General features: G+C 71.5%; 16 protein-coding genes. 7 read left to right on the plus strand and 9 right to left on the minus strand.

Annotation, left to right across the window (positions count from 1 at the left end):
- Positions 1–11: 11 nt before the first annotated feature.
- Positions 12–806 (minus strand): MerR family transcriptional regulator, encoded by a 795-nt coding sequence (locus FS882_RS05185; protein ID WP_158371598.1) that lies wholly within the window; start codon positions 804–806, stop codon positions 12–14.
- Between the two features lie 78 nt (positions 807–884).
- On the opposite strand from FS882_RS05185, the gene FS882_RS05190 reads away from it, so the two are divergent.
- From FS882_RS05190 to FS882_RS05200, 3 genes are all read left to right on the plus strand, one after another.
- The gene (locus tag FS882_RS05190) at positions 885–1241 is read left to right on the plus strand and encodes a nuclear transport factor 2 family protein (protein ID WP_158371600.1); all 357 of its coding nucleotides are present in this window, start codon (positions 885–887) and stop codon (positions 1239–1241) included.
- 47 nt (positions 1242–1288) lie between these two features.
- Positions 1289–2077, plus strand: coding sequence for an SDR family oxidoreductase (locus tag FS882_RS05195; protein ID WP_158371602.1), 789 nt, complete (start codon positions 1289–1291; stop codon positions 2075–2077).
- Positions 2078–2294: 217 nt separating this feature from the next.
- Positions 2295–2948 (plus strand): GNAT family N-acetyltransferase, encoded by a 654-nt coding sequence (locus FS882_RS05200; RefSeq protein ID WP_262348079.1) that lies wholly within the window; start codon positions 2295–2297, stop codon positions 2946–2948.
- A 106-nt stretch (positions 2949–3054) separates the two neighbouring features.
- On the opposite strand, the gene FS882_RS05205 is transcribed toward FS882_RS05200, so the two are convergent.
- Positions 3055–3441: a hypothetical protein gene (locus FS882_RS05205; RefSeq protein ID WP_158371604.1), complete on the minus strand. Its 387-nt coding sequence runs from the start codon at positions 3439–3441 to the stop codon at positions 3055–3057.
- Between the two features lie 546 nt (positions 3442–3987).
- Between FS882_RS05205 and FS882_RS05210 the strand changes: the two genes are divergently transcribed.
- Both FS882_RS05210 and FS882_RS05215 read left to right on the plus strand, forming a co-directional pair.
- A complete protein-coding gene (locus tag FS882_RS05210) occupies positions 3988–4443 on the plus strand; it encodes a hypothetical protein (protein WP_158371606.1) in 456 nt (151 codons plus the stop codon).
- Between the two features lie 401 nt (positions 4444–4844).
- The gene (locus FS882_RS05215; RefSeq protein WP_222848133.1) at positions 4845–5375 is read left to right on the plus strand and encodes a GNAT family N-acetyltransferase; all 531 of its coding nucleotides are present in this window, start codon (positions 4845–4847) and stop codon (positions 5373–5375) included.
- A gap of 101 nt (positions 5376–5476) precedes the next feature.
- On the opposite strand, the gene FS882_RS05220 is transcribed toward FS882_RS05215, so the two are convergent.
- From FS882_RS05220 to FS882_RS05240, 5 genes are all read right to left on the minus strand, one after another.
- Positions 5477–6319 (minus strand): helix-turn-helix transcriptional regulator, encoded by an 843-nt coding sequence (locus tag FS882_RS05220; RefSeq protein WP_158371610.1) that lies wholly within the window; start codon positions 6317–6319, stop codon positions 5477–5479.
- A gap of 112 nt (positions 6320–6431) precedes the next feature.
- Complete coding sequence (locus FS882_RS05225) at positions 6432–7454, minus strand: zinc-dependent alcohol dehydrogenase family protein (protein ID WP_222848134.1); 1023 nt, start codon at positions 7452–7454, stop codon at positions 6432–6434.
- A gap of 489 nt (positions 7455–7943) precedes the next feature.
- The gene (locus tag FS882_RS05230; RefSeq protein ID WP_158371612.1) at positions 7944–8279 is read right to left on the minus strand and encodes a transcriptional regulator; all 336 of its coding nucleotides are present in this window, start codon (positions 8277–8279) and stop codon (positions 7944–7946) included.
- The gene (locus FS882_RS05235; RefSeq protein ID WP_158371614.1) at positions 8279–8941 is read right to left on the minus strand and encodes a hypothetical protein; all 663 of its coding nucleotides are present in this window, start codon (positions 8939–8941) and stop codon (positions 8279–8281) included. Before FS882_RS05235 ends, FS882_RS05230 begins: the two co-directional genes overlap by 1 nt.
- A 399-nt stretch (positions 8942–9340) precedes the next feature.
- Complete coding sequence (locus FS882_RS05240) at positions 9341–10264, minus strand: helix-turn-helix transcriptional regulator (protein WP_158371616.1); 924 nt, start codon at positions 10262–10264, stop codon at positions 9341–9343.
- Positions 10265–10434: 170 nt separating this feature from the next.
- On the opposite strand from FS882_RS05240, the gene FS882_RS05245 reads away from it, so the two are divergent.
- Positions 10435–11280 (plus strand): SDR family oxidoreductase, encoded by an 846-nt coding sequence (locus FS882_RS05245; protein ID WP_158371618.1) that lies wholly within the window; start codon positions 10435–10437, stop codon positions 11278–11280.
- 39 nt (positions 11281–11319) lie between these two features.
- Positions 11320–12084, plus strand: a complete 765-nt coding sequence (locus tag FS882_RS05250; protein ID WP_158371620.1) for an SDR family NAD(P)-dependent oxidoreductase — start codon at positions 11320–11322, stop codon at positions 12082–12084.
- A 124-nt stretch (positions 12085–12208) separates the two neighbouring features.
- On the opposite strand, the gene FS882_RS21570 is transcribed toward FS882_RS05250, so the two are convergent.
- The gene (locus FS882_RS21570; protein WP_262348080.1) at positions 12209–12343 is read right to left on the minus strand and encodes a hypothetical protein; all 135 of its coding nucleotides are present in this window, start codon (positions 12341–12343) and stop codon (positions 12209–12211) included.
- A 300-nt stretch (positions 12344–12643) separates the two neighbouring features.
- Positions 12644–13051: a nitroreductase family deazaflavin-dependent oxidoreductase gene (locus FS882_RS05255; RefSeq protein WP_158371622.1), complete on the minus strand. Its 408-nt coding sequence runs from the start codon at positions 13049–13051 to the stop codon at positions 12644–12646.
- Positions 13052–13102 lie beyond the last annotated feature (51 nt).

Raw genomic sequence — 13102 nt, forward strand, 5'->3', positions numbered from 1 at the left:
GTGCGCCGGTGTCACGCGACGCGGAACACCGGCCACCCGATCTCCGTCCGCCAGGCGGCCGGGTCGCCGGTGTCCCGCGGCCCCACGCGGTAGACCTCCCGCACGGGCCCGGCGACCGCCATCGCGTTCCCCACGACCCACGCGCCGAGCTCGCCGTAGGTGACGTCCACGCCGTCGTGCTCGCCGACGTGGGTGGTCACCGCCAGCTCCGCGGCCGGGAGGGTGACGGCGCGCACCCGTCCGGTGCGCGGCGGGTCGGAGGTCGGCAGGTAGACCAGCGCCCGACCCCGGCCCTCCTGGAACAGGGCGTCGTCGTACGTCCCCCCCGACGGTCCGGTCGCGTCGGCGCCGACGGCCGACTCCAGCTCGGCCATCGCGCCGGCGAACCACGCCTCCACGTCGTCGTGCCCGATCACCGCCTCGACCGCCGCGACCCGGCGGGCGGGCTCGGCGCGCAGCTCGACCGCGATCGGCGCGGGGCCGGGCCGGAGCAGGCGCCGCAGCGAGGCGACCGCCGCACGGGTGCGGTCGAGCTCGGACTCCAGGCGCTGGAGGTGCCCCGCGACCAGGGCCGACCGGGCGCCGGGGTCCGACGCGCGCAGGATCAGCCGGACGTCGCCCAGGGGGACGTCCAGCTCGCGGAGGCGGTGGATGACCTGGGCGGTGGGGATCTGCTCGACGGCGTAGTACCGGTAGCCGGTCGTGCGGTCCACGACGGCCGGCTCGAGCAGCCCCGCCTCGTGGTACCGGCGCAGCGTCCGCACGCTCAGGTGGGTCAGCCGCGAGAACTCGCCGATGGTCAGCACGCACCCAGTGTGGGGGCTCTCCCCGGGGGAGGGTCCACCGCTTGACCCGGCTCCTCGGGGAGGCCGCACGGTGACGACATGACACACACCCAGCACACCGACACCGTCCCGACCACCGTCCGCGACTTCCTCGCCGCCAGCACCGTGCACGACGCCGACGCGGCCTCGGCGTTCCTCGTCGAGGACGTCGTGGTGGTCGACCAGGGCGAGACCTTCCGCGGCCACGACGAGGTGCGGGCGTTCCTTCGCGACGCCGGCACCGAGTTCGAGTACACCACCGAGCAGATCGGCGCCCGCCGCGTCGACGACGACCACTGGGTCGTGACGCTGCGCCTCGAGGGCACCTTCCCGGGCGGCGTCGCCGACCTGGACTACCGCTTCACCCTCCGCGGCGGCCTCGTCGCCGAGCTGGTCATCGCGAACCACGAGTCGTGAGCCGGACCGAGACCGAGCACCGCGGATCCGAGACGGGAAGAGGGAGCATGTCCAGCAAGGACCGGGACCGCCTCGACGGGCGCCGCGCGCTCGTCACGGGCGGGTCGAAGGGCTCGGGCAGGGCGGTCGTCGCCCGCCTGCGCGAGATGGGCGCCGACGTGTGGACCACGGCGCGCACGATGCCCGACGGGTACGACCGCCCCGACAGGTTCATCGAGGCGGACACGTCGACGGTGGACGGGGCGCGGCTCGTGGCGGACCGCGTCGCCGAGGACGTGGGCGCGCTCGACGTCCTCGTGCACGTGGTCGGGGGTGCGTCGACGCCGTCGGGCGGGTTCGCGGTCATCACCGAGGAGCAGTGGCTCACCGAGCTCAACCTGAACCTCCTGGGCGCGGTGCGACTCGACCGGGCCCTCCTGCCGGCCATGGTGGCGGCCGGGTCGGGCGTGGTGCTGCACTTCACCTCGATCCAGCGGGAGCTGCCGCAGTACGACGCGTCGCTGGCGTACGCGGCGGCGAAGGCGGCGCTGCGCACGTACAGCAAGGGCCTGGCCAACGAGCTCGCGCCCCGCGGCGTGCGGGTCGACGCGATCAGCCCCGGAGGCATCGAGACCGAGGCCTACGAGCGCTTCGTGGACCGGATCGCCGAGGGGCGCGGGATCACCCGCGAGGCCGCCGAGCAGACGATCCACGACTCCCTCGGCGGCGTGCCCCTGGGCCGGTTCGCCCAGCCCGAGGAGGTCGCCGACCTGGTCGGCTTCCTCGTGTCGGACCGCGCCTCGGCGATCGTGGGCGCCGAGTACGTCATCGACGGCGGCACGGTCCCGACCGTGTGACCCGGCGGCGGCCATCCGCGCTGGCACCCGCGCTGCACGTCTCGGTGCCGGTCGTCGCCGTCGCAGCGATCGGACAGGGCGTCGGCCCGGCGACGGAGCGGCGACGTGGCTCTGCGCATCAGGATCGGTCGATCGCCACCAGCCCGCCATGCCGAACGGCGCCGTATCGTTCGCTCCACGACGCTGATCCTCGAGCCGACGTGTGGAGAGCCTGCCTGTGCCGACCGACGAGACCTCTCCCGACATCGCTCCCGGGCGCCGCGGCCCCCGGGTCCGGATCGTCCACCTGACGGGCGCCGTGTTCGACGCTCTGGCCGCCGGTGACCTCGCCCGTGCCGACTCCCTCAGCCCTGTCCGGTTGACCGCGTACTTCGCCGGACCGGACTGGCGCGGCGTGTGGGCGATGCGGAGCGAGCAGGCTCGCCGGGACCCTGCCAGCACGGCCTGGGTCACCGGCGTCATCTGGGACGAGGACCAGTCCCTGCCCGCCGGGCGCGCCGGCTTCCACGGGCCACCGGACGGCGACGGCATGGTGGAGATCGGGTACGCGGTCGATCCCGCGCACCGTCGCCGTGGCTACGCCCGCGCGGCGCTCGAGGCGCTGCTCCGGCGGGCTCGGGACGAGCCGACCGTCCGTACGGTCCGGGTCACGATCGCTCCGGCGAACACCGCTTCCCGTGACCTGGTGGTGCAGTACGGGTTCACCGCCGTGGGGGAGCAGTGGGACGAGGAGGACGGTCTGGAGGTCATCTACGAGGTCGCCGCCGACGCCGGAACCGCGACGCCGGTCGTTCCGGCTGATCTCGCACCACGTTCCGGTGCTGGCGGTGCAGGCCGTCGTGCGGAGACCCGACTCGTCGGGGACCTCTAGTCGTCCGTGGGCCTGGGATGCCCCTGTGCGCGGTCATCCGCCGGTCAGGGCACTGCACAGACGCCTCCTGGTGCCCGTGCGCATCAGGATCGGTCGGGCCGCGGACCTACTCGGGCACCTCGGTCGCAGCCTGGCGAGCGACGCGCTGAGCGGCGCGAGAGGCACGGACGGAGCCCACGCCGAGCGCCAGGACGGTACTGGTCACGGACGCGCCCAGAGCGACCACGTACACGGCAGGAGCCAGCTGCAGGGGGACGGAGAGCGCTGCGATCACGGCGGCGGTGCCGAGGAACGGAGCCATGGCGCTCGCCGCCGCGACGTGGCCGGCGCGCCACGCCTGGTCGCTGGTCAGCAGAGACGGCAAGCGGATGCCTGCGGAGCGGCTCCTGCCGGCTCCGTGCACGGGCTGAGAGACGAACATCCACACGGCCGCGTCGACGAGGATCAGGAGAACGGCGCAGGCGATCGCTGCTGCCCAGCCAGGGCTCGTCATTTCCCACCCCTCACACCGAGTTGCGCGTCTCGCCGCACGCTACAGCCTGCGGGTTCGTGGTCTCGGCGTCGTCCTGGTGCACGAGACCGAGGCGGACGTCATCCGCAACGGTGTCCGGGTGGCCCACGCGGGGCATCGCGCCAGCGCTCGTGGCGGGACAGAGGTGGGAGCCGGGGGAGGCCCCCCACGGGTCGCCTCGCTCCCGGCTCCTTCGTCGATCGGTCCTGTTCCCGGGCGTGAGCCGGGCGTGAACCCGCGTGCGACGCGGTGGCCGCCGCACCTCGGACCTCGTAGCATCGCGGGCCGGGGCAGGAGCTGATCCCCCGTCTGTTCCGCCGGCGTGGGGGCGACGTCGCGTCCGGTGGCCTCATCGAGGGGAGCACGGCGATCCGTACCGCGCACCGTTCCACGGCTGATACCCGCACGAGAGCGTCCTCCCGTTCGTGGCAGGCGGCTCCGCGCTCCCTCGTCGCCGGGATGGCCTGCGTCACGGCCCTGGGTGCCTGCACGGGGGCCGGACCCGATCCCGGACGTTCCGCGGAGCCGGTGGCGTGCAGCTTCATCGATGACGCCACCGTCCGCGAGGCCCTCGGTGACGCGGTCAACGACCCCACCGACGCCACCACCCGGCTCACGGATGCCGCCGACGTGCTGGGCTGTCGGTGGACGACCGCGGTCGGGACCGCCCTGACGGTGACCCTCACCCGCACCCAGGCGGACGACGCCTCGGCGGCCGTCGACCGGTGGGCCGGGGGATGCGCGACACCTCAGCCGCTCGACGTCGCGAGCGCCACCGGCAGCATCTGCCAGGACACCGCGTTCGACGCCGCGGGGTCGGAGCTGTACGCCACCTGGTCCGGGGACGACCTCACCATGCGGCTCGGTCTCCAGCGCGACGGCGGGGCAGAGCCCGAGGACGCCGAAAGGCTGCGGGCGGTCGCCGACGACCTCGTGCGGAACGTGACGCCCGACGCCTACGACGACGCGGAGTCGTCGTCGTAGGGTCGCGCTGCTGGCGAGAGAGGTGACCTGCAGCGCGGAGCCCGCTGCGCGCTCGCCGTCCCGGACGGGCAGATCGACGATCCGGACACGTGCGTCTCGGTGGAAGCCCACGGCAGCGATGATGCCGAGCCCGACCAGCACGCTGAGCGTCATGGTCGGAAGCCAAGCAGCATCCGCGCCGACCGGTCGACGGCCCCGGACACGTCAGGTACATCCGCTGCGGGCGCAGCCCGGCGTGCCGCGCGAGCCGGGCCGCCAGCTGAGCGGGGTGGCGACGGTTGCATCTGCAGGTCGGCGCCTCGGCACCGGCGCGCTGACCGCAGCCCTGTGCCGCCAAGAGCTCGTCTCGATTGTGGCGACGACGAGCCCACTGGCATCTCTAGGGTGTTCGAGTGCGAACATTGGCGACCGACCGCCTCCTGCTCCGGGACTTCACCGCTGGCGACGTCGAGGCGGTGCACGCCTACGCGGCCGATCCCCAGGTGTGCCGGTACATGGAGTGGGGGCCGAACACGCTGGAGCAGACGCACGAGTTCGTCGACCAGATGGTCGCGGCCGCGTCTCAGCCGGAGCGTGCCGCGATCAACTGGGCCGTCACGGTCTGCGGGGCCCTAGTGGGGACGTGCATGGTCTCCGTGACGAGCGTCCAGCACCGTCGTGGCGAAGTCGGCTACGTCGTGGCGCGGGAGCACTGGGGAAGGGGCTACGCCACGGAGGCCGCGTCGGCGGTCCTGGCGTTCGCGTGGCACGAGCTCGGCCTGCACCGGGTCGAGGCGACATGCCGACCCGGCAACCTCGGGTCCCAGCGAGTGCTGCGGAAGCTCGGCATGCAGCAGGAAGGAGTCATGCGATCCCACATGCTCATCCGCGGGGTTCGCGAGGACAGCCTGCTGTTCGCCGTCGTAGCCGGCGACGGCCCAGGCACCGCCTGACGCGGCAAGAGCACGAGTCAGGGCGTCAACGGGTTCTACTGGCACCTCTGCGTATCAGGATCGGTCGTACTCGCGCCGGATCTGGCATTGGGCGTCGGGGCCTAACCGTCGGTCGAGCGCGTGGTGGCTGCCCAGCTGGCCAGCAGCGCCAGGCGGTCGGCTGAGTCGGTTCCGGCCTCGGCGGTGTAGGTCGTGATGTGGAGCCCGGGTTCTCCGGGGATCTCCAACGCCTCGTAGGTCAGCTCGACGGAACCGATGACCGGGTGCCGGTAGGTCTTGGTGCCGGTGCGGTGCTCGTGGACGTCCTGGTCGGCCCAGTGGCGACGGAACCCGGGGCTGCCGGTCGACAGTTCGCCGATGAGCAGGGTCATCTCGAGGTTGAGGGGGTCGCGGCCTGCTTCGAAGCGAAGCATCGCTGCGGTGAGGCTGCAGGCGAGGTCCCAGTCCTCGTAGAAGTCGTGTGCCCGCGAGTCGAGGAAGATAAACCGCGCCATGTTCGGCTGATTGGCCTCGAAGTGCTGGCTGAACAACGCCCGGCCGAGCAGGTTCGAAGCGACGAGGTCCTGGCGGGCGTTATAGACCACGGCGGGGGAGCTGAACGCGTCGAGCATGCGCTGGACGGATGGTCGGATCGCTGACCGGGTCGCCGGACCGGTGCCATGGCCGGTGGGCCGGGCGAGGGTGAACAGGTGCTCGCGCTCGACGTCGTTGAGCTGCAGTGCTCGGGCGATGGCGTTGAGCACGCTGTCGGAGGCGCCCTGGATGTTGCCGCGCTCGAGGCGGGTGTAGTAGTCGGTGCTGACGCCGGCGAGCTCGGCGACCTCTTCGCGGCGCAGGCCAGGTACACGGCGTTCGTCGCCGAAGTCGGGCAGCCCGGCCTGGGCGAGGGTGACATTGCCGCGTCGGGAGACCAGGAACTGGCGGATCTCGTCCTTCTGGCTCATGTCGTCAACGGTAGATCGGGGGCGGCTTGTGCGGGAGGTTCGCTCAGGTCCTCCCACGTGCGCCCCGCGCGAGCGCGTGCCCGGCCGCCCAGGGACGGCCGGGCGCGCGCTGTCACAGGGTGAGCAGCACCTTGGTGGCGTGGCGCTCGTCCATGGCCTTGTAGCCCTCGGGAGCCTGCTCGATGGGCAGCGTGAGGTCGAAGACCTTGCCCGGGTCGATCTTGCGGTCCCAGATCAGCTGGATCAGGTCGGGCAGGAACCGCCGGACGGGAGCAGGCCCGCCCAGGGTGTGGATGCCGGCGAAGAACAGCTCGATGCCGGGAATCCTCACGTCGTAGTTCACGCCGACGTAGCCCAGGTGCCCCCCGCCGCGGGTGGCGCCCACGGCCTGCATGAACGACTCCTGGGTGCCGACGGCCTCGACGACCGAGTGCGCACCGAGCCCGTTCGTGACCTCCTTGATGCGCGCAACGCCCTCCTCACCGCGCTCGGCGACGATATCGGTGGCGCCGTAGAACCGGGCCAGCTCCTGGCGGTCGGCGTGCCGGGACATCGCAATGATGCGCTCGGCGCCCATCTGCTTGGCCGCGAGGATCGACATGAGCCCAACGGCTCCGTCGCCAACCACGGCGACGGTCTTGCCCGGACCGGCCTGAGCGGCGTGTGCCGCGAACCAGCCGGTGCCGAGCACGTCGGACGCGGCAAGGAGCGAGGGGATCAGCTCGCGGTCGGGCTGGCCGGGGGTGGCCACGAGGGTGCCGTCGGCGTGGGGGATGCGGGCCTTGTCGGCCTGGGTGCCGATCGTCTGGGAGACGAACTCGGCGTGCACGCACTTGGACTGGAACCCAGACCTGCAGATCTCGCAGGTGTTGTCCGAGATGACGAAGGACCCCACGACGAAGTCGCCGACCTTGACGGTCTTGACGTCCCCGCCGATCTCCTCGACGACACCCACGTACTCGTGTCCCATCACCTGGTGGTCGGCGGGCTCGACCCCGCGGTAGGGCCACAGGTCGGAACCGCAGATGCAGGTCGCGGTGAGCCGAAGGATGGCGTCGGTGGGCTCGAGGATGGTGGGGTCCGCTCGCTCCTCGACTCGCACGTCGCCGGCGGTGTGCATGACTACGCCACGCATGGTGATGCCTCTTCCTTCGGGGGATGGATGCGGCAGGTCGCCGCTCTGGTTCCACGGTAGGAACGCATCGAGGGCTGCTGGGAGGGCCGGTCAGGTCCCCCCAGCGGCCCCCTGGGACCGCGTCGTGTTCCGGCTCGGGGCACCTCGTCGGCGATGATGTCGGCTGCGGAGAGACGATCCTCGGCGGACTTCCCGTGGTGCCGGTACGGGTGGAGCGCATCCGGTGCGCTGACGTCGTCAAGGCGGCAAGTCTTAGAGTCGACGGCGGCGATGTTGACGGCGAACTCGTCGCTGTGGCGGGCATGGACGCAACCGCGCGCCGCCCACGCCGGTAGCTCGACGCGAGGGTCGGCGACGGCCCTCGAACTAGCGATGGACCTGCTGCGCCCGTGTGCCAAACACTCTGGTCAGAGCAATGCGCAGGCTGCTACTGGCACCTCTGCGTATCACGATCGGTCGTACCGCATGACGGGTCGGGGCCCCGCGCCCTCAGTCGTTGCCGTCGTAGTCCTGGTTGTGCGGCTCGACGAGCGCGGCGATCGACCGCAGCAGATCGACCTCGGCGACAAGCGACCGCCGGCCCGCGTCGGTGATGCGCGCCCACGTCCGTGAACGTCTGCCGTCATAGCCGCGGCGGAGGTCAACAAGCCCGGAGGTCACGAGCACCTCGAGGTGTCGCCCGAGGTTCCCGTCAGTGAGCCCGAGAACGCGCCGTAGGTAGGTGAAGTCGGCGTCGGTCCGCTCGGCCAGCACCGCCAGGATCCCTAGCCTGACCCGCTGGTGCACGGTCTCATCGAGCCGGGCGAGCGGATGCTGATCGGTCACTAGCGCCCCATGCCGGAGGCCGTCTCGCCTTCGGGCAGCACGGGAATCCGCGTCGTTCGACGCTCGGCAAGCGCGGCTCGGACGGCCATCGCGGCGAATCCGGCCGCCGTCAGCAGCACCGTGAGAGCACTGGGATCGGCCAGACCGCCGCCCGCGGACCGCTCCGAGCCCTCGCCGACGACGGCAGCTGTCACCGCTGCGACCAGCACCCCGACGGTGTTGTCTGCTCCGTTGAGGTGCACGAACGGCCCGACCGCGACGAGAACCAGGCCTGGAATCCACAGCTCACGGTCCCTGCCGCGCCATCCCAGCACAACGAGCCCGAGTCCGAGGAACAGTTCAGCCCCGACGAACATCGGCGCAATGAGGCCGAGCGGCACGACGACTGCTGCGACGAGGATCGCCAGCACGACGCCGTAGCCATCCCTTCCCCATCCGGCGCCCGAGAGCTGCCGCTGCGCGGCCATCGCGAGCCAGATCACGGAAAACGTCGCGAGCGGGGTCAGCAGTTCAACCTGCGCGAGCTGGGGCGACGACGCTGCGTGAGCCCATGCCAGCACCCCGAGCGCAACGGCCACAGTCAGGAGCGGGACCGACCGCGCGCGTCGCGCCGCCCGCTCGCGCCTCTGAACTCGAGCCACAAGGACGTCCCCCTGCATCATGTGTTCACTCTCTCACGCAGAGTGAACGCGGGCAAGAGCCCGGCTCACTGCGGGAGCGCGCGGCTGTGCCCCGGCACTCAGGAGTGACGCGCGCACGAGGCGCGAGTCCGCAGGCTCGCGCTGCTTGCGATGGCGGCTGTCACCGCGGTGATCGGGTGCCGGGTGCGCGTCGTCGTGCACCGCTGACCCGAGCGAGCATGATCCGCCGCGATTGAAAGCGGGCCGCGCGTCCGCCGAATCAGGAGCCAGGTCGAGCATCACGTGACAATGAAATAGCAGGTCAGAGCGATACGCAGACTACTACTGGCACCTCTGCGTATCGGAATCGGTCGTACTCCCACCCGCAGGGCCACGTGAAGCGCCGCCTCGGCCGTGCGCCCACGGGCGTCAGCGGCGGCCTTAGCCTGCCGTCGGGGCGGCATCGTTCCTGGCGGCCGGTGCGGCGCCGGGCGCCGACCAGCTGGCGAGCATCTGCAGGGCGTCCTGGGTAGGGGATCCGGGTTCGGCGGTGTAGATGAGCAGGCTCTGCCGGGGGTCGGCCGGCAGGGTGACGGACTCGTAGGGCAGGTCGAGGTCGCCGACGACGGGGTGGTGGATGAGCTTGACGCCGCTGGTGTGGATGCGGACGTCGTGGGCGGCCCAGCGGCGGCGGAAGTCCTCACTGCGGGTAGACAGCTGCCCCACCAGGTCGCTGAGCTCCCGGTCGTAGGGGTCACGGCCGGCCTCGGCACGCAGCAGGGCGACCGTGTCGTTCGCGGCGCGGTTGTAGTCCCGGAAGAAGTCGCGCGCACGTGGGTCCAGGAACACGAAGCGAGCGGTGTTGGCCGACCGCGGGGGACCGTCGAGGATCGGCGCGTACAGGGCGGCACCCAGGCGGTTCGCGGTCAGCACGTCGAGGCGTCCGTTGAGGACGAAGGCGGGGCTGCCGTTCATCGAGTCGAGGATCCGCTGGAGGGTGGGGCGCACGCGCTCGGTGGCGGGTCGACGTCGGGGTGGTCGGCTGCTGCCGGCCGTCCGTAGGAGGTCCTGCAGGTGCGCGCGCTCGGCGTCGTCGAGCTGCAGCGCGTTGACCAGGCCTTCGACGACGCTCTCGGAGACGCCGGTGGCGTTGCCGCGCTCGAGCTTGGTCATGTACTCGGGGGAGATGCCGGCCAGGCTGGCGACCTCGGAGCGCCGCAGCCCCGGGACCCGGCGTCGGTCACCGCCGTAGCGGGGCAGGCCGGCCTGCTCGGGGGTGATGCGCGCGCGCCGCGTGGAGAGGAACTCCTGGATCTGCGCGCGGACGTCGCCGCGCACGTCTCGATGTTCGTCCCGGTCGGCCATGTTCTCGACTGTACGACTCGGGTCGCCGGCTTCGGGGGTCTCTGCTGGTACCCCTCTCGCAGGGTCTCCCGCGCGGTTCGAGCGGTCGGTTCCATGGATGGCGTGAGCGGCCCGCGGGGCCGTCTCGGACAGCTTCACTCCCACGCCACCCACGAGAGCAGGGCACAGCCATGAGCGACAAGAAGGTCTTCCTCATCACCGGAGCCGGGCGCGGACTCGGCGTCGACATCACGAAGGCCGCGCTGGCGGCCGGTCACGCGGTGGTCGCCACCGCCCGTGACAACGCGACGGTCACGCGGGCTGTCGGGCAGCACGAGGACCTCCTGGCGGTCGACCTCGACGTCACCGACCCCGCTGCGGCCGAGGCAGCGGTCGCCGCCGCGGTGCAGCGGTTCGGCCACCTCGACGTGCTGGTGAACAACGCCGGCAGCTTCCAGGCGGGGTTCTTCGAGGAGATGACGCCCGAGGCGTTCCGTTCCCAGATCGAGACCACCCTGTTCGGGCCGGTCAACGTCACCCGAGCAGCACTGCCGCAGATGCGTGCGCAGCGGTCCGGGCTCGTCGTCACGATCTCCTCCACCGCGGGCATCGCCTCGGCGGTCGAGTTCACCAGCGCGTACGCCGCCTCCAAGTTCGGCGTCGAGGGGTTCATGGAGGCTCTGGCCCCCGAGGTCGCACCGTTCGGGATCACGACGATGCTCGTCGAGCCCGGGTTCTTCCGCACCGAGCTGCTCAGCCCGCAGTCCACCCAGTACGCCCCCGCCTCGATCCCGGACTACGCCGAGCGCACCGAGCAGACCGTGGCGGCCTGGCGCGGCATGGACGGCACCCAGGGTGGCGACCCGGCCAAGCTCGCCCGCGCGATCGTCGAGCTGTCTGACCTGGACCAGCCGCCGGCGCGCTTCGCCGCGGGGGAGGACGCCGTCGCGGTGTTCGAGACCAAGGCGAACCAGCTGCTGGAGCAGGCGGCCGCGCACCGCGAGCTGTCCGTCAGCCTGGCGCACGACGACGCCTGAGCTCGACCGCCCAGGACCCCGAAAGCAGAGGAGCACACCATGACATCGAAGCTCAGCGGGACCGTCGCCCTGGTCACGGGCGCCAGCAGCGGGATCGGTGAGGCCACCGCACGCCGCCTCGCCGACGACGGCGCCGCCGTCGCCCTGGTCGCACGCCGGCGCGATCGTCTCGAGACCCTCGCCTCGTCGATCACGCAGGCCGGCGGCACGGCGCTGGTCGTCGAGGCGGACATCAGCGACCGCGCCCAGGCCGAACGCGCGGTCCAGCAGACGGTCGAGCAGCTCGGCCGACTCGACGTGCTGGTGAACAACGCCGGCCTCATGCTCCTGGGGCCGGTCGTCGGCGCCGACCCCGACCAGTGGGACCGCATGATCGCCATCAACACCCAGGGGCTGCTGTACACCACCCACGCCGCACTCCCGCACCTGCTGACCGCCGCGGCCGACAGCGACCGCCGGGTCGCGGACATCGTCAACATCAGCTCCATCGCGGGGCGGGTCGCCACGAACGGGTACGGCGTCTACAACCTGACGAAGTTCGGCGTGAACGGCTTCACCGAAGCACTGCGCCAGGAGGTCACCAAGCGTCACGTGCGCGTAGGAGTCCTGGAGCCCGGGGGAGTGAGCACCGAGCTGATGTCCCACAACACCGGGAAGGTGCGCGAGGAGATCGACCACTTCCACGCCACCACCGAGACGCTCGACCCGGAGGACATCGCCGACGGCATCGCCTACATGGTGACCCGACCCCGCCACGTCTCGATCAGCGAGCTATGGGTCATGCCCACCGACCAGCAGAACTGACGCGACCGGGCGCGCTGGAGTCCGCGCCCGGCGTGAAGGGCTGACGCGACTGCGGGCGTGCGCGGTCGTCGTGCCCCACCCCGGTCCGGGGTGGGGCACGACGACGTCCCACACTGGCCTGGTTTCAGGCCATGACGTCCAGCGCACCCGTGTGGGTGGAGACCGGAACGACCGGCGCCGGGCGAGAGACCGGCGCGGACGTCGCCGCCGGCGCCGGGAACATCGCGGTGCTGGTGCTGCTGCCGATGGTGCACGACATGGAGAAGTCCTCTCGTTGCGAGTGCCGGCCTGTCCGTCACTCGCCACCCCAGTCGGCGGTTTCGCGGTTCCCTCAAGAGCAAGTGAGGGGTACCAGCAGGGACCCTCAGACGAGCTGACGAGCGCACAAGCCGCTACGCCCACGGCCGCACAAGCGCTGGCACTCGCGTATCTGCTGGTCAGAGCGATGCGCAGACTACGGTATGACATAACGTGCATTATCGGCGAGCTATGACAGGCCTTGCCGCCTCGATCGACCTCGCTGTCTGTGCCGCTCCGTCCGCCGTCGACGAGCCGTTCGTCAGCGCGGTTCGAGCACCACCACCGGGATCTCGCGCGACGTCTTCGCCTCGTAGCCGGCGAAGCCGGCGTGCTCGGCCTTCTGCTTCTCCCAGATCGTCGTCCGCTCGTCACCGGTGGCGACGCGCGCGAGGAAGTCACGGGTCCCGGCCCCGATCTCCGCCGAGACACGCGGCTCCGCGACCAGGTTGTGGAACCACGCCGGGTTGACGTCGAGCCCGGCGTACGACGCGAACACCGCGACCCGGCCGTCGCCCAGGTCCTGGTACATGACCGGGTTGACCCGCTCCTGGCCGGACCTCGTCCCGGTGGTGTGCAGCAGCAGCAATGGCGCGCCCTCGAACCGTCCGCCGACCTTGCCCTCGTTCGCGCGGAACTCGGCGATGATGCTGGTGTTCCAGTCGTTCACGGTGACCTCTCCCTGGCTTCGCTACCGGCCTGCGCCGACTTCTGACATAAC

The organism is Cellulosimicrobium cellulans (assembly GCF_007679345.1).
GTDB classification, from domain to species: Bacteria; Actinomycetota; Actinomycetes; order Actinomycetales; family Cellulomonadaceae; genus Cellulomonas; species Cellulomonas cellulans_A.